Origin of the sequence: Sphingomonas sp. SAFR-052, assembly GCF_051965015.1 — a bacterium.
GTDB lineage: Bacteria > Pseudomonadota > Alphaproteobacteria > Sphingomonadales > Sphingomonadaceae > Sphingomonas.
In genome coordinates this window covers 307054-326062 of sequence record NZ_JBQCMO010000003.1, presented here as the reverse complement: position 1 = coordinate 326062, position 19009 = coordinate 307054, and the positions used below count along the sequence as shown (strand labels likewise).

The following is a 19009-nucleotide window of genomic DNA, read 5'->3' as shown; positions in this document are numbered from 1 at the left end:
ACGCGACCGAACCTCCCTACAAGGCCGGTGCCATGACCCGGTTCACCGTCAACAATCTGCCGCAGGAATATCGGCTCGATCCCGAAACGCCGCTGCTCTGGGCGCTGCGCGACGTGTCGAACCTGACCGGCACCAAATATGGCTGCGGCACTGGCCATTGCGGCGCCTGTACCGTCGATATCGACGGCCGGGCGGTGAAGTCGTGTCAGGTCACGATCGGCAGTATCGAGGGCACGTTCGTCACGACGATCGAGGGGCTGGCCCGCGACCGCAGCCACCCGGTCCAGGCCGCATTCCTCGCCGCGCAAGTCGTGCAGTGCGGTTACTGCATCCCCGGCTTCGTCATGGCGACCGCCGCGTTGCTGCGCGCGAACCGTGACCCGGACGAGGCGACGATCGCGGCGGCGCTGACCAACTTGTGCCGCTGCGGCATCTATCCCCGGCTGGTCGATGCGGTGCGACAGGCCGCTGCCGCTGCGCGCGGCGATGCGACGCTGGCACCCCCGCCGCGCCCCGGCATCGATCCGGCGGAGGCGGCGCGCGAGACGCCGGCGCTGACCCCACCCAAACCATAGGCGCTTATTCTTTCAATCGGCTGTCATCGCCATTCAGCCACGGTTGATCGCATCCGTCGTAAGCAGGCACCATCGAAGCCGGCGACATCCGGCGGTGGAGGGAAGCCGAGATGAAGAACCGTTTCCTGCTGGCGTTGCTGAGCGTGACCGCGCTGGTCCCGAGCGCGGCGATGGCGCAGCCCGAGCGCGAGGGGCGGGGGCCCCGCATGCGCGAACGCATCGAGCGTGGACCGGGCGGCGAAACACCACAGGCCCGCGCCGAATTCCGCAACGATATCCGCGTCGAAGCTCCGGCGCCGCGCCCCGAACAGCGCCGTGAGACACCGCGTTTCGAACCGCGCGGCGACCGGCCGGAGCGTGGTCCCGGCTTCGAACGGCGCGATCCGCCGCGCGACGGGCAGGGGCAGATCGATCGCGACGCGATCCGCCGCGAATGGCAGCGGGGCCAGGGCGAACAACGCGACCAGCGCGAGGATCGCGGCTGGCAGCGCGCGCCGCAGCCGGGTCAACCCGATCGCGGCTGGCAGCGTCCGCCCCAGAGCGACGTCCCCGACCGCTTCGAACGCCGCGACCCGCCGCGGGATGCGCAAGGGCAGATCGACCGCGAGGCGCTGCGCCGCGACTGGCCGCGCCGCGACGGTCGCGGTGTTCAGGAACGCGACCGCCGCGAACAATGGCGGCGCGAACAGCTTCGCCGCGATCAGTGGGACGGCGACGGCTGGGCCCGGCGCGACCGCGACTGGAACCGCAATGGCTGGGACCGCGGCAATTGGGAGCGCGACCGCTGGGGCAACAACGGCCAGTGGGACCGCGGCTGGCGGCGCGACGACCGCTATGACTGGAACCGGTATCGCGAACGCAACCGCAGCCTGTACCGCCTCCCGCGCTATTACGCGCCGCAGGGCTGGGGCTATGGCTATCGCCGCTTCGGTGTGGGCGTCCGGCTGAATTCGTTCCTGTTCGGGTCGAACTACTGGATCAACGACCCCTTCTATTATCGCCTGCCTGAGGCATGGGGACCGTATCGCTGGGTGCGCTATTACAACGACGCGCTGCTCGTCGACATCCGCTCGGGCCAGGTCGTCGACGTCGAATACGACATCTTTTGGTAAGCGGTCCGTGGCGGGGTGTTCCTCGCCACGGTTCGTTTGCGCTGGCAATCGCGGCGGCCTTTCCGCAAAACCGTATCAAATGATACGGGAGAGCGATTCGATGGCAGGCGATATCCGGGTGGCGCGCGACGGCGACGTGCTGCGCATCACTCTCGACCGGCCGGAGCGGCTGAACGCCGCCCCGCCGGCGATGTTCGATGCGATCCGGGGTGCACTCACCGGCCTTGGCGATGCGCGGGCGGTGCTGCTGACCGGCGAAGGACGTGCCTTTTGCTCGGGCGCGGATGTGGCGGCGGTGCAGGCGGCGGGCGACGCTCCCGCCGCGACTCATCACGCGCTAATCCACCATTACAACCCCTGCCTGCAGGCGATCGCCGACCTGCCGGTCCCAATCGTCAGCGCGGTGCGCGGCGCGGCGGCCGGCATCGGATGCAGCCTCGCGCTCGCCGCCGATTTCTGCATCGCATCCGACGACGCCTATTTCCTGCAAGCCTTCGTCAATATCGGCCTCGTCCCCGATGGCGGGGCGAGCTGGATGCTGCCGCGCCTGATCGGCCGGGCACGGGCGGCGCGGATGATGCTGCTCGGCGAACGGGTGCCGGCGGCGACCGCGCTCGACTGGGGCATGATCCATGCGGTCGCCGCGCCCGACGCGCTCGACGACGAAGCGATGGCGCTCGCCGGCCGGCTCGCGGCGGGACCGACCGTCGCGCTTGGGCTGACCCGGCGCAACCTCGCTTTTGCGCTCGACCACGACTATCCCGCCGCCATGGTCCGCGAGGCGGAGGCGCAGCGCAGCGCCGCCGCCACCGCCGATGCGCGCGAAGGAACCGCCGCCTTCCTCGCCAAGCGCACCCCCCGGTTCGAGGGGCGCTGACATGACCCGCCTCGACTTGTCCCCCCGCCGGGCGCTAGGGACGTACCCATGACCGGCCCAACGATCGCAGACTGGCAGAAGCTCGCCGCGCGTGAGGTGAAGGACGCCGATCTTACCTGGCACACGCCGGAGGGGATCGCAGTCAAGCCGCTCTACACCGCCGCCGACGCGCCCGATCCGGGCCTGCCCGGTTTCGCGCCGTTCACCCGCGGGGTGAAGGCGTCGATGTATGCCGGCCGGCCATGGACCATCCGCCAATATGCCGGTTTCTCGACCGCCGAGGAATCGAACGCCTTCTACCGCCGCAACCTGGCAGCGGGGCAGAAGGGGCTGTCGGTCGCCTTCGACCTCGCCACCCACCGCGGATACGACAGCGACCATCCGCGTGTGGCGGGTGACGTGGGCAAGGCCGGGGTCGCGATCGACACGATCGACGACATGAAGATCCTGTTCGACGGGATTCCGCTCGACACCATGTCGGTCAGCATGACGATGAACGGCGCGGTGCTGCCCTGCCTCGCCTTCTACATCGTCGCGGCCGAGGAACAAGGCGTCGGTCCGGAGAAGCTGTCGGGCACGATCCAGAACGACATTCTGAAGGAGTTCATGGTCCGCAACACGTACATCTATCCGCCCGAACCATCGATGCGGATCGTGTCGGACATCATCGCCTACACCGCCGAGCATATGCCGCGCTTCAACAGCATCTCGATCAGCGGCTATCACATGCACGAGGCGGGGGCGACGGCGGTGCAGGAACTGGCATTCACGCTGGCCGACGGCATGGCCTATGTCCGCGCGGCGATGGCGCGCGGGCTGGATATCGATGCGTTCGCCGGTCGGTTGTCCTTCTTCTTCGGCATCGGCATGAACTTCTTCATGGAGATCGCCAAGCTGCGCGCCGCGCGCATGCTGTGGAGCCGGATCATCGCCGATTTCGGCGGCAACAGCCGCAGCCAGATGCTGCGCACGCACTGCCAGACCAGCGGCGTGTCGCTGACCGAACAGGACCCGTACAACAACGTCATTCGCACGACCGTAGAGGCAATGGCCGCCACCTTCGGCGGGACTCAGTCGCTCCACACGAACAGCCTGGACGAAGCCGTCGCACTGCCGACCGATTTTTCCGCCCGGATCGCGCGCAACACCCAGCTGATCCTTCAGGAAGAAACCGGCATGACCCATGTCGTCGATCCGCTGGGCGGCAGCTATTATGTCGAGGCGCTGACGAAGGAACTCGCCGACAAGGCATGGGCGCTGATCGAGGAGGTCGACGCGGCGGGCGGCATGATCGATGCCGTGAACAAGGGCCTGCCCAAGGAGCATATCGAACGCGCCGCCGCCGCCCGGCAGGCCCGCGTCGACCGCGCCGAGGACGTGATCGTCGGCGTCAACAAATACCGTCTGGCCGAGGAAACGCCGATCGACATCCTCTCGATCGATAATGCCAAGGTCCGCGCCGACCAGATCCGCCGCATCGAACACGTCCGCGCCACCCGCGACGAAGCGGCTACCCAGGCGGCTCTAAGCGCGCTGCGCGACGGGGCGGCGGGGAACGCCAACCTCCTCGCGCTATGCGTCGCCGCTGCTCGCGCGCGCGCGACGCTCGGCGAAATGTCGGCGGCGATGGAGGTCGCCTTCGGTCGCCACGCCGTCTCGGTCACGCCGGTCAAGGGCATTTACGGGCCCGCCCATGCCGATGACAGCGGCTGGCTGCGCGCCGGCGAAGGCGTGGCGGCGGTCGAGCGGCGGCTGGGCCGCAAGCCTCGCATCCTCGTCGCCAAGATGGGGCAGGACGGTCACGACCGCGGCGCCAATGTCGTCGCCAGCGCCTTTGCCGATCTGGGGTTCGAGGTCGTGTCCGGCCCGCTGTTCCAGACGCCGCAGGAAACCGCCGATCTGGCGATTGCGGAAGCGGTCGACGTCGTCGGCGCCTCCAGCCTCGCGGCCGGGCACAACACACTGATCCCCGAACTGATCGAGCGCTTGGCGGTGGCGGGTCGCGCCGATATCCGCGTCATTGCCGGCGGAGTCATCCCGCCACAGGATTATGCGCTGCTCCGCGAAGCCGGTGTGGCGGCGATTTTCGGACCGGGCACCAATCTGGTCCATGCAGCGGCGGAGGTGCTGAAACTGCTCGGCCACAACCTCCCGCCGGTTGGAGAAACTGTCGAATGAATGTGATTGCGTCCGTACCTGCCAACGTCACCCGTACCCCCGCGCAGGCGGGGGGCCAGAGCGGCGAGCGCGACGCCCTTGGCTCTGGGCCCCCGCCTCCGCGGGGGTGCGCCGAACAAGTTCGGCACAACTGGACCCGCGCGGAAATCGCCGAACTCTTCGACCTGCCCTTCGACGAACTGATGTTCCGCGCCCAGACCGTCCACCGCGCGCACCATGCGGTCGGGCAGGTGCAACTGTGCACGCTGCTCTCGATCAAGACCGGCGGCTGCCCCGAGGATTGCGGTTATTGCTCGCAATCGGCCAGCGCCGATACGCAGCTGAAGGCCGAAAAGCTGATGGACGTCGACGCGGTCCTTGCCAGCGCGGCGGAGGCCAAGGCCGCGGGATCGCAGCGTTTCTGCATGGGTGCGGCATGGCGCAACCCCAAGGACCGCGACATGGACAAGATCGTCGCGATGGTCGAGGGCGTGCGCGACATGGGCATGGAGACCTGCATGACGCTGGGCATGCTGACCCCCGAACAGGCGCAGCGGCTGGGGCAGGCGGGCCTCGACTATTACAACCACAACATCGATACCTCGCCCGAAAACTACGCCAACGTCATTACGACGCGGACCTTCGACCACCGGCTCGACACGTTGGCGCATGTGCGCGAGGCGGGGATCAACGTCTGTTGCGGCGGGATCGTCGGCATGGGCGAGACCCGCGCCGACCGCGTCGGCTTCGTCCACGCCCTCGCCACCCTGCCGCGCCACCCCGAAAGCGTGCCGGTCAATGCGCTGGTCCCGGTCAAGGGCACCGTGCTCGGCAACATGCTGGCCGACACGCCACTCGCGAAACTAGATGATATCGAGTTCGTCCGCACCGTGGCCGTCGCGCGCATTACCATGCCGATGAGCATGGTGCGCCTCTCGGCCGGGCGCGAGAGCATGTCGGATGCGACGCAGGCGCTGTGCTTCATGGCCGGGGCCAATTCGATCTTTACCGGCGACCGCCTGCTGACCGCGGGCAATGCTGGCGACGATGCCGATGCGGCACTGCTGGCGAAACTAGGTATGACGCCGATGGTCGCCGAGGAACCGATGCGCAAGGCGTCATGCTGCTGACCCTGTAAACAGGGCGGATTTGGGAGAGCGATTTGTTCAAGAAGATTCTGGTCGCGAACTGGGGCGAGATCGCCTGCCGCGTGATGCGCACCGCCAAGCGGATGGGCATCGCGACGGTCGCGGTCTATTCCGATGCCGATGCGCGCGCGCCGCATGTGATGATGGCCGATGAGAGCGTACGGCTGGGGCCGGCGCCCGCCGCGCAAAGCTATCTCGTCCCCGAACTGATCCTCGCCGCTGCCCAGGCGACCGGCGCGGACTGTATCCATCCCGGCTATGGCTTCCTGTCGGAGCGCGAGAGTTTCGCCCGCGCCTGTGCCGATGCCGGCATCACTTTCGTCGGCCCGCCGCCGAACGCCATCGCCGCGATGGGCGACAAGATCGAATCGAAGAAGCTGGCCCAGACTGCCGGCGTCAACGTCGTCCCCGGCTTTCTGGGCGAGATTGCCGATACTGAGCAGGCGGTCCGCATCGCCACCGACATCGGCTATCCGGTGATGATGAAGGCTTCGGCCGGCGGCGGCGGCAAGGGCATGCGTCTCGCCTGGTCCGAACAGGATGTCCGCGAAGGCTTCGAGGCGACCAAGCGCGAAGGCCTTGCGAGCTTCGGCGACGACCGAGTGTTCATCGAAAAATTCATCGAAAGCCCGCGCCATATCGAAATTCAGGTGCTGGGCGACCAGCATGGCAACATCGTCTATCTCGGCGAGCGCGAATGCTCGATCCAGCGCCGCCACCAGAAGGTCGTCGAGGAGGCGCCGTCGCCCTTCGTCACGCCCGCGATGCGCAAGGCGATGGGGGAGCAAGCGGTCGCCCTCGCCCGCGCGGTCGGCTATTATTCGGCCGGTACTGTCGAACTGATCGTCTCGGGCGCCGATACCACCGGCGAGAGTTTCTATTTCCTCGAAATGAACACCCGGCTGCAGGTCGAACATCCGGTGACCGAGGAGATCACCGGCCTCGATCTGGTCGAACAGATGCTCCGCGTCGCATCCGGCGAGAAGCTCGCCTTCACGCAAGACGAGGTGAAGCTGACCGGCTGGGCGATCGAAAATCGCGTCTATGCCGAAGACCCCTATCGCGGCTTCCTGCCGAGTACCGGGCGACTGACCCGCTACAATCCTCCCCGGCACGGGGAGGGGGATTATGCGAAGCATGGTGGAGGGGGGGCTCCCCGAACGACGTCGCCCGATACCGCGACACCCCGCACCCGAGTCGACGACGGCGTCGTCGAGGGCGGCGAGGTCAGCATGTTCTACGACCCGATGATCGCCAAGCTCGTCACCTGGGCATCGACCCGCGAAGCCGCGATCGATGCGCAGGTGGCCGCGCTCGACCGCTTCGAACTCGCCGGAGTCGGCAACAATATCGACTTCCTGTCGGCGATCATGCAGCATCCCCGGTTCCGCGACGGTGCGTTGACCACCGGCTTCATCGCCGAGGAATATCCCGAAGGCTTCCACGGCGCCCCCGCCGACGAACCGCTGCTCCGCAAGCTCGCCGCGATCGCGGTCGTCGCCGATCTCGGACAGTCGGATCGCGCCGCGAAGATCAACGGGCAACTCGGCACGCGCATCCCTCGCTCGACCGAACGGGTCGTCACCATCGGCGACCATCGCTACGCCATCTCCGTCGACGGCTACGATGGCGGGCTGTTGGTCAATATCGAAGACGACGCGCCGCTTGATGTGGTCATGCACTGGCGCCCGTCGCAGCGGCTCGTGACCGCGCGCATCGACGGCGAGGAACTGACCGCGCGTATCGCCCGCACCATCGGCGGCTGGAAGCTGACCGCCCGCGGCGCCAGCCACATCGTCCGCGTCCTGCCGCCGCATGTCGCGGCGCTGACCCGGTACATGCTCGACAAGGTCCCGCCCGACCTGTCGCGCTTCCTGCTATGCCCGATGCCCGGCCTGCTGACCCGCGTCGAGGTCGCCGAGGGCCAGCGGGTAGAGGCCGGCCAGCCGCTGGCGGTGGTCGAGGCGATGAAGATGGAAAACATCCTGCGCGCCGAACGCCCCGGCACCGTCGTCCGCATCGCCCATGCCCCCGGCGACAGCCTAGCGGTCGACGCCGTCATCATGGAGTTCGAATAAGGGAACGATTTGCCCGCTGGCGGCTTGTCGGCGGGTGATCGTTACTCCTCCGCAACCATGGTGGCATGCCGCCACCATCTATCAGATCTATCCGCGGTCTTTCGCCGATAGCGACGGCGACGGGATCGGCGACCTGCGCGGCATCGCCGACCGGCTCGACCATCTGGTCACGCTCGGCGTCGATGCGCTGTGGATTTCGCCGATCTTCCCGTCGCCGATGGCCGATTTCGGCTATGACGTCGCCGACTATACCGGCATCGATCCGCGCTTCGGCACGCTCGCCGATTTCGATGCGCTGCTCGCAAAGGCGCATGGTCTGGGACTGCGCGTCCTGCTCGATTTCGTGCCGAATCACAGTTCCGACCGGCATCCCTGGTTCGTCGCGAGCCGGTCGTCGCGCGACGATCCGAAGCGCGACTGGTATATCTGGCGCGACCCCGCCCCCGATGGCGGCCCGCCTAACAACTGGATCAGCGACTTCGGCGGCCCCGCCTGGACCTTCGATCCAGCCACCGGGCAATATTATTCGCGCGCCTTCCTGCCCGAACAGCCTGACCTGAACTGGCGCAATCCGGAGGTGCGCGCCGCGATGCTAGGGGCGATGCGCTTCTGGTTCGATCGCGGCGTCGACGGGTTCCGCATTGACGTGCTTTGGCACATGGTCAAGCATGCCGATTTCCCCGAGAATCCGACCAACCCCGATTATTGCGAGGGCATGGGCGAGATGCACCGGGTCCTCCAACTGAACTCGACCGATCAGCCCGAAGTCCACGCCATCGCCGCCGACATGCGCGAACTGGCCGACCGCTATGATGCGGTCCTGGTCGGCGAGATCTACCTGCCGGTGCCCAAGCTGATGACCTATTACGGGTCGGCCGCCGCGCCCGAAGTCCATCTGCCCTTCAACTTCCAGCTGATCGAAGCCGGCTGGAACGCCGCCGAACTGGCCGATCGGATTACCGAGTACGAGGCGGCGCTGCCCGAGGGCGGCTGGCCCAACTGGGTGCTCGGCAACCACGACCGCCCCCGCATCGCGACCCGCGTTGGATCCGCACAGGCGCGGGTGGCGGCGGTGCTGTTGCTGACGCTGCGCGGTACGCCGACCCTGTATCAGGGCGACGAACTTGGCCTCCCCGATGCGCAGGTGCCAGCCGAAAAGGTGCAGGACCCGCGCGAGCTACGCGAACCGGGGCTGGGGCTCGGCCGCGACCCGGTGCGCACCCCGCTGCCCTGGACCGAACAGGACGGTTTCACCACCGGAGATCCTTGGCTGCCGATCGACCCGGCGCATCTGCCACTCAACGTCGCCGCGCAGGCCGACGATCCGCATTCGATGCTGACCCTCTACCGCCGCCTGCTGGCGCTGCGCCGCGCGACCCCTGCGCTCGCGACCGGCGCGATCAGCGATGTCCGAGCGGAGGGCGACGTCCTCACCTACGTCCGCAGCCACGGCACCGATCGCTACCGCATCGCGCTGAACCTCGGCCATGCGCCCGCCGCGATCACCCTTGAACCCGGCACGGTCGTGCTGTCGACCCATGACGCCGCGACCGCCACCACCCTTCGCCCCGACGAAGCCCTGATCCTGAAAGTCGATTGATGCGCATCGCCATGCTCGCCCCCATCGCGTGGCGCACGCCGCCGCGGCACTATGGCCCGTGGGAGCTGGTCACTAGCCTGTTGACCGAGGCGCTGGTCGTGCGTGGCGTCGATGTGACGCTGTTTGCCACGCTCGACAGCCAGACGTCGGGCACGCTCGCCGGCGTCGTCCCCGCACCCTATAGCGAGGACCCGTCGATTGATGCGAAGGTGTGGGAATTTGCCCATCTCGCCCATGTGTTCGAGCGCGCCGGCGAGTTCGACCTGATCCACAACCAGGCCGATTTCCCCGCACACGCCTTTTCCGGTCTGGTCGACACGCCGATGGTCACCACCATCCACGGTTTTTCGTCCGACCGCATCCTGCCGATGTACGCGCCCTATCAGGACCGGGTGCACTATGTCGCGATCAGTGACGCCGATCGCCATCTGTCGCTGCGCTATGCCGCGACGATCCATCACGGCATCCCGCTGGACGACTTTCCTTTCGATCCGACCGGCAGCGACGACCTGCTCTTCTTCGGCCGGATGCACCCCGACAAGGGTGCGGCCGAAGCAGTCGCGGCAGCGCAGGCCAGCGGGCGGCGGCTGCACATGGCCGGCATCGTCCAGGACGATCGCTATTGGCGCGAAGCGGTCGAACCACATGTCGATGGTGAGCGCATCGTCTATCACGGCGCGGTCGGCGGCAAGGCGCGCACCGACCTGCTCGGACGTGCTCGCGCGCTCCTCCACCTGATCGGCTTCGACGAACCCTTCGGCCTGTCGGTGGTCGAGGCTATGGCCTGCGGCACCCCGGTCATCGCCTATAACCGCGGATCGATGCCCGAACTGATCGAACATGGCGTCAACGGATTCCTTGTCGACAATCTGGACGAAGCCATCGCTGCGATCGACCGGGTGGGGGAGATCGACCGCACCGCCTGCCGCGCGCGTGTCGCCGAACGCTTCTCGGTCGAGGCGATGGCCGAACGCTATCATGCGTTATACACTTCGATCCTCGGCGGCTGAAACCGCGCCAAGTTGTTGAGAGTTGACCCTTTCGTAGAGCGAAAGGATCCCGTCATGCCGCGCGGCGACAAGAGCAGCTATACCGACAAACAGAAGCGCAAGGCCGAGCATATCGAACAAGGCTATGAAGAACGCGGCCTGTCGGAGAAGGAAGCCGAACGCCGCGCCTGGGCCACGGTGAACAAGGATTCGGGTGGCGGCAACAAGTCCGGATCGGGCCGCGGCAAGCCCGACAGCCACGGATCGTCGCGGCGCGGCGGTCGCGCTGCGGCCGATCGCCCCGCTTCCGATCGCTCGGCCGCGGCGAAGAAGGGTTGGGAAACGCGTCGGAAGAACGCATCGAAATGACCGAGACGCTGTCCCCCGTCTTGCCCGAACATATCGAACGTGCTGCCGCCAATCTGCTCGAAGCGGCGTGCAAGGCCGACCTGTCGCTCGCCACCGCCGAAAGCTGCACCGGCGGCATGCTCGCGGCGTTGCTGACGGACGTCGAGGGTGCATCGCACGCGTTCGATCGCGGCTTCGTCGTCTATAGCGAGGGCGCAAAGTGCGAATTGCTCGGGGTCGAGCGCAAGATGCTCGACGATTGCGGCGCGGTCAGTCGCGACGTCGCGCTCGCCATGGCGCGCGGCGCGCTGCGCGGGTCGGACGCCAATATCGCGCTATCGGTCACGGGCTTTGCCGGGGCAGGGGCACCCGGCGACGAAGCGGGCCTCGTCCATTTCGCCTGCGCGGTGCGAGACGGGGCGGAGACGACCCGCGAATGCCACTTCGGCGATATCGGCCGCGGCGCGGTGCGCATCGCCGCGCTCGAACAGGCGCTGTCGATGATACGGGCGGCAATCGATCAGGTGTCGTCGCACGCCGCGCCGAGTGCCGCATAGATCGCGTCGAGGTCGACATCGTCGATGCAATAGGGTGGCATGACGTACAGCGTCGACCCTAGCGGCCGCAGCAACAGGCCGCCCTCGCGAAACCGTGCCAGCAATTTGGGCGCGCGATCGGACAGGTAGCCATCGTCGCCGTCCAGTTCGAACGTCGCGATCGTCCCCAATTGCCGGGCATTGGCGACGCGAGGATGCTCCGCCAGCACCGCCAGCCGCGCCGCCTGCCGCGCCGCCAGCGACGCGATCCGCTCCATGACCGGTTCTTCACGCCAGATCGCAAGGTTCGCATTGGCGGCGGCGCATGCGATCGGATTGGCGGTGTAGCTCGACGAATGAAAAAACATCGTCGCCCGGTCCGCTCCGTAATGTGCCTGATAAATCGCTTCGCTCGCTATCGTCACCGCCAGCGGGATCGCTCCGCCGGTCAACCCCTTCGACAGACACATCAGATCGGGCACGACGCCTGCCTGCTCGCACGCGGTCAGCGTGCCGGTCCGTCCCCATCCGGTCATCACTTCATCGGCGATGAATAATACGCCGTAAGCTGCGCAGATGCGCCGCATCTCGGCGAGGACGGTCACCGGATACATGCGCATCCCGCCCGCACCCAGAACCAGCGGCTCGACGATGAACGCCGCCGCGCCCGCCCGACACGCCACCTCCAGCGCATCAAACGTCGCCTGTTCCTGGCCGCCGTCGGGAAAGGGGATCGACCCGACATCGAACAGCAGCGGTGCATAGGCCCGGTTGAACACGCCGCGCGCCCCGACCGACATCGCCCCGATCGTATCGCCATGATAGCCATGGTCCATCACGAGGATACGGTGCCGGTCCTCACCCCGGTTGCGCCAATACCCCAGCGCCATCTTGAGCGCGACCTCGACGCTGGTCGATCCCGAATCGGAAAAGAACACACGGGTCAGCGCGTCGGGTAGCAGCGCGCGCAGCCCCTTCGCCAACGTCTCTGCCGGCTCGTGCGTGTACCCGGCAAAGATGATTTGATCGAGCCGCCCCGCCTGTTCGGCGATGGCGGCGGTGATGCGCGGGTGGTTGTGGCCGTGCGTCGTCACCCACCATGACGAAATCGCATCGACGATCCGCCGCCCGTCCGCCGTCCACAATGCCGCCCCGTCGCCGCGTACGATCTGCGGGATCGGCTCCTGCAAACCATGCTGGGTAAAGGGGTGCCAGACGGGCGACGAACTCACCGGAAATCCTCCAGATCGAAATGCACGGCGAACGCCGCTGCCAGTGTCGCCGGGTCGAGCGGATCGAGCCGGGGCAGGTGGCCGAGCCGCTTCGTACCCCCCAGCCGGACGATCGTCGCCTCGCTGTCGGGAACGCTGTCGCCGATGAACGCCACGCCCAGCAACGGCACGCCGCGCGACCGCAACGCCTCAATCGACAACAGGCTGTGGTTGATCGTGCCGAGCGCGGTCCGCGCCACCAGCACCACCGGGCGCTGCCAGCGCGCGAACAGGTCGCCGAACGTCGTCGTTCCGACGATCGGCACCAGCACGCCGCCGGCACCCTCCACCACCAGCGGCCCGTTCACCTGCGGTAGCGTCAACCGGTCGACATCAATCGTCACCCCATCAATTTCCGCCGCGCGGTGCGGCGAACACGGCGTGGCAAGCGAATATGCTTCGGGCAGGATGCGCTCTGGCTTGATTCCCGCCAGCCGCGCGACCCGCTGGCGATCGGTCCCGTCATCGGTCCCGGCCTGCACCGGTTTCCAATAGGATGCACCGAGTGCTCCGGTCAGCGCGGCGGCGAACACCGTCTTGCCGACATCGGTATCGGTCCCGGTAACGACGATCACGCTCACAACAATTGCTCCAGACGATCGGCCAATCCGTCGATCGCCGCTTCGTCGACGTTCAGCGTCAGCGAGATTCGCAGCCGCGCGGTACCCGCCGGCACCGTCGGCGGGCGAATCCCTCGCACGTCGAACCCCGCCGCCTGCACCTTGGCCGCCAGCGTCATCGCCCGGCCATCGTCGCCGACGATCAGCGGCAGGATCTGCGACCCGCTGACCGTCGCGCCCATCCGCCCCAGCTTCTGACCGGCATAGTCGACCAACGCCGCCAGCCGCACCCGCCGCGCCGGTTCGTCCTGCAATACCCGCAATGCCGCCCGAACCGCTGCCGCCATGACCGGGGAGGGCGCGGTCGAAAAGATGAACCCGCGCGCGCGGTTTACCAAGAAATCGCACACCAGCGCCGGGCCGCACACCAGCGCGCCTTCGCTGCCCAGTGCCTTGCCGCAGGTACGGAGCGTCACGACGTTCGCCCGCCCTTCATAGGCTGCCGCCAGTCCGCGCCCGTCCGGTCCGAACACCCCGGTCGCATGCGCCTCGTCGATCAACAGCATCGCCTCATGCCGGTCAGCGACCACGATCCAGTCGTCGAGCGGCGCGCGGTCCCCGTCCATGCTGTACAGGCTTTCGACGGCGATCCACGGCGATCCGGTCCCGCCCTCGCGTCGCCAGCGCGCGATCGCATCCTCGCTCGCCTGCGGATCATTATGCCCCGCCGCCACCGCCGGCGCGCGCGCCAACCGCATGCCCTCATGCGCGCTCGCATGGATCAGCGTGTCGTGGACGATCAGGTCGCCGCGCTGCGGCAGGGTCGCCAAGAGCGCGGCATTGGCCGCAAAGCCGCTGCCGAACCACAACGCCGCCTCGCTGCCGAAGAAGGCCGCCGCTTCCTGCTCCAGCGCCGCGTGCTCGGCGTGATTGCCACGCAGCAGCCGCGATCCGCCCGACCCGACCGGTACGCCACGCGCTATTGCATCGGTCACCGCATCGCGCAGCACCGACGAACCGCTCAGCGCCAGATAATCGTTCGACGAGAAGTCGCGCCCCGCGATCGGGATCAGTCGCCGCCGCCGGTCGATCGCCGACAACGCTTCGAGATCGGCCGCGATCGGGCGCAGCGCGCGCGCGGCCATCCGGTCCTGATCGATCATCGCCGCTCCCCGCCGGCCTTGTGCCGGGCGCTGCCCATATCCGCGACATCGCCATGGCGCAAATCGCCGCGTCGCGCGTTTGGGGTGAATGCGTCGGTCGTTGCCATCGGTACGGCACGCAGCGGCGCAGGGGGGAAGGGTACATGGCAGAGTCGTTCGAAGAAAACACGCGTGTCGATCGGGCCGGCGCGACCGGCACCGCCGCGACGCCGCCGTCCGATCCGGTCGACGCGGTGGTCGACGCCCCGACCGAGGAACTCCGCCGCGACCGGTTGCTCGCCGCCCTGACGCTGATCGCCGGGGTCGGACTGGTGCTCGCGCTGCCCTTCGCGTTGCAGGCGGGGGCGCGCTTCTTCCTGCCGCTCACCGCCGCGATCGTCATCGCTATCGCACTGGTACCGCTGCTCGAATGGCAGGAACGGCACCGCGTGCCCGCGCCGCTGGCTGCGCTGTTCTGCGTGCTGTTGTTCCTGATCGTCGCCAATGGCGCGTTGGCGTCGATCGTCGTGCCGGCATGGGGCTGGGCGGCGATCCTGCCCGATCGCATCGACCGGGTGCAGGAAAATATCGCACCGCTGATCGACTTCTACGCCAGTCTCGAGAAATTCGTGAACGGCCTCATCACCAACGTCGCCAACGCTCCCGCGCGCCAGACGACCAGCAGCGTCGCCCCGCCGCAGTCGCTGCTTGATGTCGTGACGACCTCCGCACCGTCCGCGTTGCTCGAAATGTTCTTCGCGATCCTGGTGATCTATTTCTTCCTGGCGGGCTGGACCGATCTGCGCCGTGCCGCGATCACCGGGCGCAGCAGCTTCGGCGGGGCGATGGCGACTGCGCGCGTCATCCAGAACGTCGTCGACGACACCTCGGCGTATCTAGGCACCATCACCTTCATCAATCTGATGCTCGGCGTCATCGTCGCGCTGGCCTTGTGGTATATCGGCATGCCGACACCGCTGATGTGGGGCGGGATCGTCGCGCTTCTCAATTATGTCCCCTATCTGGGACCGATCTTCGCCGCGCTGCTGCTCGCGGTCGGCGGGCTGATGACCTTCACCGATATCTGGTGGGCGCTGTTGCCCGCTGCGATCATGGTCGGCGCGCATCTCGTGGAGGCGAACGTCATCACCCCGCTGGTCGTTGGCCACCGGTTGACAATCAATCCGCTCATGATCCTGATAACGCTCAGCTTCTGGGGCTGGGTCTGGGGCACGCCCGGCGCGCTGCTGGCAGTCCCGTTGCTTATCATCATCCAGACGGTGCTGAAAGGCGCCGGCAAACCCGACATCGCCGGCTTCCTGTTCGAACACGGTACGCTCGTGCAGGATGTGCCGGCCGCGCAACGAAATGCACCAAATGGCAATGGAGGCGTTGACAGTCCCGGCACCGCTCCGTAAAGGCCGCCTCCTCGCTAGAGAGCGGGTGTAGCTCAGTTGGTTAGAGCGCCGGCCTGTCACGCCGGAGGTCGCGGGTTCGAGCCCCGTCACTCGCGCCATGGCGCATCGATCGCGATGCGCCCGGCGCCACAGGGCGCCGTTTTCCATCCAGTCACGGTCGATACGGCAGAATGCGCTGCGACGCGGTCTGGAATTGGCACCATTTTCACATCTGATCCGCCATGGTGCCGCCATCGAATCGATGGGGCAGCATGATCGGACGTTGGGGCAGGGCGATTGGATCGACGATGGCACTGGTCTGCGCACCGATACCGGCCGCGATCGCGCAGGTGTCCGCGCCCAGCGTTGACCGTGCGCCGGGCGAGGTTGAGGCGCCGGCCGTCGAACGCCGCGATCCCCTGCTGGTACAGCTTGCCTATACCGGCGATCTGCTGACCGCGGTCGCGGGTGGCGCAAGCCGTGGCAGCCGCTGGATCCACAATGTCAGCGCTATCGCCACCGCCGATCTCGAACAGCTGGCCGGGGTTCCGCGCACCACCGCACTTGTCCACGGCTTCTACAATAACGGCGCCAGCTTCAGCGGTGGGGTCGTCGGCGATGCGCAGGTCGTCTCCAGTATCGAGGCGGGCATGCCGCTATTCCGATTGCTGGAGGCATGGGTCGAACATGGCGGTGTTGACGGCCGCTGGTCGGCGAAATTCGGGCTGTACGACATCAACAGCGAATTCGACGCGCTGCAGACGTCGCTCCTGTTCGTCAACAGTGCGTTCGGCATGGGGTCTGACCTCGGCACCAGTGGGCGCAACGGCCCCTCGACCTTTCCCAGCACCGGCCTAGCGCTTCGCGGTCAGGTCCGTGTCGGCCCTGCGCTCACGCTGCGCGCGGTGGCGGCGGACGGCGTGCCGAACGACCCGGCCTTTCCCCGCCGGCTCAATGTCGGGTTGCACCGCGGTGAGGGCGCGCTACTGATCGGGGAGGGGGATGTCGAACTCGGCACCGTCCGCCTGCTCGCCGGGGCATGGGCCTATACCGCGCGGATCGACGACCGGTATGATGCTGGCATCGCCGCCGCCACTAAGCGCCATGTCGCCAGCAACGGCCTGTATCTGCGTGGCGAGGCACAGTTGATCGGCGACAGCGATCGTGGCGTCCGCGGCTTTGTCCGGCTGGGTACGGCCAGTAGCCGCGCCAACATCTTCGACCGCTTCGTCTCGGGCGGTATCGTCGGCCACGGCCTCGTTCCCGGCCGTCCGGCCGACGACAGCGGCATCGCCATCGCCTGGGCCGGAGCGAGCAGCGCCAGCCGTGACCTTGCCCTCGCCCGCCATGGCGGGCGGCCCGATGCCGAAACCGCGATCGAACTCACCCACCGTGTCGCTGTCACCGACTGGCTCGGCGTACAGCCGCATGTCCAATATGTCCTCGATCCCGGGCTTGACCCGACGCTCGACGACGCGCTCGTCCTCGGCATCCGCCTGACCGCCGCCTTGGCCCGTTGACCGGAAAAACCGCGTGCCCCGAAATACCCGCTTTACAGCAACGATTCGCTACCCTACACGCCGCCTCCTCGCTAGAGAGCGGGTGTAGCTCAGTTGGTTAGAGCGCCGGCCTGTCACGCCGGAGGTCGCGGGTTCGAGCCCCGTCACTCGCGCCATTGCTTGCGAAGCGGTGGCGCTACCGCCAGTGGCCGGTCTCCATCCACCGCAACATTGCTCGCATCGGCAACACCCACAGCCATGCGATCCCGGCGATCAGGTAGAAGCCGAGCTGCAACAGCCAGTGCCAGCCGCCGACCACAGCCGACAGCATCGCCACACCGATCGCCCATAGCGTCAGGAGGACGAGGATCGCCAACACCCCCGCCGGTTTGCGCCATGTCGGCTCGTTCATGTCGCGGCTCCCGGCAAGATCAGTTCGGTTTCGGTAACAATCGCATCCAGCGGCATGTCCCACGCATCGCGCGGCAGTTCGTCGACCTGCTGTACCGACCACGCAATGCCGATGCGAAGTGCCTCCGGCCATGTGGCAAAGGCGCGGTCATAGTGACCCGCGCCCTGGCCCAGCCGGTTGCAGCGTGAATCGAACCCAAGCAACGGAGTCAGGATGATGTCGGGTACCACCGGCGCCGAATTACCCGCCGGCTGCTTCAACCCGAACGGCCCCTCGACCATCCGCCCGCCCGGTGCGGTGTGGAACTGGATCGGCGATTCGCGATCGACGACCACCGGCCATGCCAGCGTCGCCCCGGCATAGATCGCCGCTGCCTCGAAACGGGACGGATCGGCCTCGCTGCCGACCGGCACATAGCTGGCGACGATCATCCCACGCCGCAGCGCGTTCAGGAACAGGCCCGGCGGCACCAAAGGCGGCCGATCGCGCTCGACGAAGCCGCGGCGCAAACGACGCAGCTCGCTACGCAAAGCCGGCTTGTCGATCGTCATGGGCGAAGCATGGGGTGGCGGGACCACCATGGGCCGTTGGCCGCGTTATCCACTGACGCACGGTACGTCAGGTGGGGATCATGTACGTCAGACCAGGATCTGCGCAGGGACAACCCCCATGGATGAAGAAATAGCCTCAGGGATTATGCATGGCTCGCACCGGGCAGTTCCCGCCACCACCTATTTAGCGATCCTGTGGCACTTCCTCAAGGGTCGCGGCAACCGTTTCGAGTCGCTCGGCAATTTGCGTCAGCACCGCCGCCGACAGCCCGGCCGCCGGGTTCTCCTCGCGTTCGGCCAGTTCGTCGGCGACCATCAGCGCGATGTACAGCAGCGTACGTTCCGCTGATCCGCCGGCGGCGCGTTGGGCGGCGCCGGCGTGGCGTTCGAGCATCGCCGCCAGCGCGCGCAGCTTCGGCTCCTCGCCGTCGCGGCAACCGACCTGATATTCGCGTCCCGCGACGTTCAGCGCGATCTGTCCCATTAATCGGTCTCCGTCTCACGCGCGATCACTGAATCCAGCGCCCCGATCGCATCGCCGATCTTCGAACGCAGCGCGGCGTGGCGTGTGGCAAGTGTATGATTTTCGAACGACCACGACTGCGCCGCACGTTCGATCCGCACCAGCGCCCGTTCGATCCGCGCAATGGCGTCGGCGTGGGGGGTGTCGTTCATCGGATAAATCCACGCTTGCTATACATGTTAAACAACCCTTCGTCTGGGCGGTTGACTGTGGGGCGCGACGGTTCCAAAGGCT

At 67.2% G+C, this 19009-nt stretch carries 19 protein-coding genes and 2 tRNA genes; 14 read left to right on the top strand and 7 right to left on the bottom strand.

Features of this window, described 5'->3' with window-relative positions; all coding sequences use genetic code 11:
• Positions 1–32: 32 nt before the first annotated feature.
• The 10 genes from ACTHQV_RS07325 (at position 33) to ACTHQV_RS07280 (ending at position 11441) form a co-directional block, all read left to right on the top strand.
• Entirely contained in the window at positions 33–575 is a 543-nt protein-coding gene (locus tag ACTHQV_RS07325) for a (2Fe-2S)-binding protein (protein ID WP_440489227.1), read from the top strand.
• A gap of 110 nt (positions 576–685) precedes the next feature.
• Positions 686–1687 (top strand): RcnB family protein, encoded by a 1002-nt coding sequence (locus ACTHQV_RS07320; protein ID WP_440489226.1) that lies wholly within the window; start codon positions 686–688, stop codon positions 1685–1687.
• A gap of 100 nt (positions 1688–1787) precedes the next feature.
• Positions 1788–2564, top strand: a complete 777-nt coding sequence (locus ACTHQV_RS07315) for an enoyl-CoA hydratase-related protein (protein ID WP_440489225.1) — start codon at positions 1788–1790, stop codon at positions 2562–2564.
• Positions 2565–2612: 48 nt separating this feature from the next.
• Positions 2613–4742 (top strand): methylmalonyl-CoA mutase, encoded by a 2130-nt coding sequence (gene scpA, locus ACTHQV_RS07310; protein ID WP_440489224.1) that lies wholly within the window; start codon positions 2613–2615, stop codon positions 4740–4742.
• Complete coding sequence (bioB, locus tag ACTHQV_RS07305) at positions 4739–5851, top strand: biotin synthase BioB (protein ID WP_440489223.1); 1113 nt, start codon at positions 4739–4741, stop codon at positions 5849–5851. The genes scpA and bioB overlap by 4 nt, the downstream gene beginning before the upstream one ends.
• Positions 5852–5883: 32 nt before the next feature.
• Positions 5884–7947 carry an ATP-binding protein gene (locus ACTHQV_RS07300; protein WP_440489222.1) on the top strand — a complete coding sequence of 688 codons (2064 nt, stop codon included), beginning with the start codon at positions 5884–5886 and terminating at the stop codon, positions 7945–7947.
• 34 nt (positions 7948–7981) lie between these two features.
• Positions 7982–9547, top strand: a complete 1566-nt coding sequence (locus ACTHQV_RS07295) for an alpha-amylase family glycosyl hydrolase (RefSeq protein ID WP_440489220.1) — start codon at positions 7982–7984, stop codon at positions 9545–9547.
• On the top strand, positions 9547–10557 hold the full coding sequence (locus ACTHQV_RS07290) for a glycosyltransferase family 4 protein (RefSeq protein ID WP_440489218.1): 1011 nt from the start codon (positions 9547–9549) through the stop codon (positions 10555–10557). The genes ACTHQV_RS07295 and ACTHQV_RS07290 overlap by 1 nt, the downstream gene beginning before the upstream one ends.
• 54 nt (positions 10558–10611) lie before the next feature.
• Positions 10612–10905 (top strand): plasmid stabilization protein, encoded by a 294-nt coding sequence (locus ACTHQV_RS07285; RefSeq protein ID WP_440489217.1) that lies wholly within the window; start codon positions 10612–10614, stop codon positions 10903–10905.
• A complete protein-coding gene (locus tag ACTHQV_RS07280) occupies positions 10902–11441 on the top strand; it encodes a CinA family protein (RefSeq protein WP_440489215.1) in 540 nt (179 codons plus the stop codon). The genes ACTHQV_RS07285 and ACTHQV_RS07280 overlap by 4 nt, the downstream gene beginning before the upstream one ends.
• On the opposite strand, the gene ACTHQV_RS07275 is transcribed toward ACTHQV_RS07280, so the two are convergent.
• From ACTHQV_RS07275 to ACTHQV_RS07265, 3 genes are read right to left on the bottom strand one after another with little or no spacing between them, the layout of a single operon-like run.
• Complete coding sequence (locus ACTHQV_RS07275) at positions 11405–12652, bottom strand: adenosylmethionine--8-amino-7-oxononanoate transaminase (protein ID WP_440489214.1); 1248 nt, start codon at positions 12650–12652, stop codon at positions 11405–11407. The genes ACTHQV_RS07280 and ACTHQV_RS07275 overlap by 37 nt on opposite strands.
• Positions 12649–13278, bottom strand: a complete 630-nt coding sequence (bioD, locus tag ACTHQV_RS07270) for a dethiobiotin synthase (RefSeq protein ID WP_440489411.1) — start codon at positions 13276–13278, stop codon at positions 12649–12651. The genes ACTHQV_RS07275 and bioD overlap by 4 nt, the downstream gene beginning before the upstream one ends.
• Positions 13269–14414, bottom strand: a complete 1146-nt coding sequence (locus ACTHQV_RS07265) for an 8-amino-7-oxononanoate synthase (RefSeq protein WP_440489212.1) — start codon at positions 14412–14414, stop codon at positions 13269–13271. Before ACTHQV_RS07265 ends, bioD begins: the two co-directional genes overlap by 10 nt.
• A 143-nt stretch (positions 14415–14557) precedes the next feature.
• Between ACTHQV_RS07265 and ACTHQV_RS07260 the strand changes: the two genes are divergently transcribed.
• The 4 genes from ACTHQV_RS07260 (at position 14558) to ACTHQV_RS07245 (ending at position 17465) form a co-directional block, all read left to right on the top strand.
• A complete protein-coding gene (locus tag ACTHQV_RS07260) occupies positions 14558–15811 on the top strand; it encodes an AI-2E family transporter (RefSeq protein WP_440489210.1) in 1254 nt (417 codons plus the stop codon).
• A 21-nt stretch (positions 15812–15832) separates the two neighbouring features.
• Positions 15833–15909, top strand: a tRNA-Asp gene (locus ACTHQV_RS07255).
• Positions 15910–16098: 189 nt separating this feature from the next.
• Positions 16099–17310, top strand: coding sequence for a carbohydrate porin (locus ACTHQV_RS07250; RefSeq protein WP_440489208.1), 1212 nt, complete (start codon positions 16099–16101; stop codon positions 17308–17310).
• Between the two features lie 78 nt (positions 17311–17388).
• Positions 17389–17465: transfer RNA gene (locus ACTHQV_RS07245), tRNA-Asp, on the top strand.
• A 20-nt stretch (positions 17466–17485) separates the two neighbouring features.
• Here the strand turns inward: ACTHQV_RS07245 and ACTHQV_RS07240 are convergent.
• The 4 genes from ACTHQV_RS07240 to ACTHQV_RS07225 form a co-directional block, all read right to left on the bottom strand.
• A complete protein-coding gene (locus ACTHQV_RS07240) occupies positions 17486–17701 on the bottom strand; it encodes a DUF2842 domain-containing protein (protein ID WP_440489206.1) in 216 nt (71 codons plus the stop codon).
• Positions 17698–18252 (bottom strand): 5-formyltetrahydrofolate cyclo-ligase, encoded by a 555-nt coding sequence (locus ACTHQV_RS07235; protein WP_440489204.1) that lies wholly within the window; start codon positions 18250–18252, stop codon positions 17698–17700. The genes ACTHQV_RS07240 and ACTHQV_RS07235 overlap by 4 nt, the downstream gene beginning before the upstream one ends.
• A 184-nt stretch (positions 18253–18436) precedes the next feature.
• Entirely contained in the window at positions 18437–18736 is a 300-nt protein-coding gene (locus tag ACTHQV_RS07230; RefSeq protein ID WP_440489203.1) for a cell division protein ZapA, read from the bottom strand.
• The gene (locus ACTHQV_RS07225; RefSeq protein WP_440489201.1) at positions 18736–18927 is read right to left on the bottom strand and encodes a hypothetical protein; all 192 of its coding nucleotides are present in this window, start codon (positions 18925–18927) and stop codon (positions 18736–18738) included. Before ACTHQV_RS07225 ends, ACTHQV_RS07230 begins: the two co-directional genes overlap by 1 nt.
• Positions 18928–19009 lie beyond the last annotated feature (82 nt).

Coding starts and splice junctions, on each gene's coding strand:
- ACTHQV_RS07285 (WP_440489217.1), top strand. CDS start 10,612: ATGCCGCGCGGCGACAAGAGCAGCTATACCGACAAACAGAAGCGCAAG.
- ACTHQV_RS07260 (WP_440489210.1), top strand. CDS start 14,558: ATGGCAGAGTCGTTCGAAGAAAACACGCGTGTCGATCGGGCCGGCGCG.
- ACTHQV_RS07240 (WP_440489206.1), bottom strand. CDS start 17,701: ATGAACGAGCCGACATGGCGCAAACCGGCGGGGGTGTTGGCGATCCTC.
- ACTHQV_RS07265 (WP_440489212.1), bottom strand. CDS start 14,414: ATGATCGATCAGGACCGGATGGCCGCGCGCGCGCTGCGCCCGATCGCG.
- ACTHQV_RS07280 (WP_440489215.1), top strand. CDS start 10,902: ATGACCGAGACGCTGTCCCCCGTCTTGCCCGAACATATCGAACGTGCT.
- ACTHQV_RS07320 (WP_440489226.1), top strand. CDS start 686: ATGAAGAACCGTTTCCTGCTGGCGTTGCTGAGCGTGACCGCGCTGGTC.
- scpA (WP_440489224.1), top strand. CDS start 2,613: ATGACCGGCCCAACGATCGCAGACTGGCAGAAGCTCGCCGCGCGTGAG.
- ACTHQV_RS07325 (WP_440489227.1), top strand. CDS start 33: ATGACCCGGTTCACCGTCAACAATCTGCCGCAGGAATATCGGCTCGAT.
- ACTHQV_RS07235 (WP_440489204.1), bottom strand. CDS start 18,252: ATGACGATCGACAAGCCGGCTTTGCGTAGCGAGCTGCGTCGTTTGCGC.
- ACTHQV_RS07315 (WP_440489225.1), top strand. CDS start 1,788: ATGGCAGGCGATATCCGGGTGGCGCGCGACGGCGACGTGCTGCGCATC.
- ACTHQV_RS07230 (WP_440489203.1), bottom strand. CDS start 18,736: ATGGGACAGATCGCGCTGAACGTCGCGGGACGCGAATATCAGGTCGGT.
- ACTHQV_RS07290 (WP_440489218.1), top strand. CDS start 9,547: ATGCGCATCGCCATGCTCGCCCCCATCGCGTGGCGCACGCCGCCGCGG.
- bioB (WP_440489223.1), top strand. CDS start 4,739: ATGAATGTGATTGCGTCCGTACCTGCCAACGTCACCCGTACCCCCGCG.
- ACTHQV_RS07225 (WP_440489201.1), bottom strand. CDS start 18,927: ATGAACGACACCCCCCACGCCGACGCCATTGCGCGGATCGAACGGGCG.
- ACTHQV_RS07250 (WP_440489208.1), top strand. CDS start 16,099: ATGGCACTGGTCTGCGCACCGATACCGGCCGCGATCGCGCAGGTGTCC.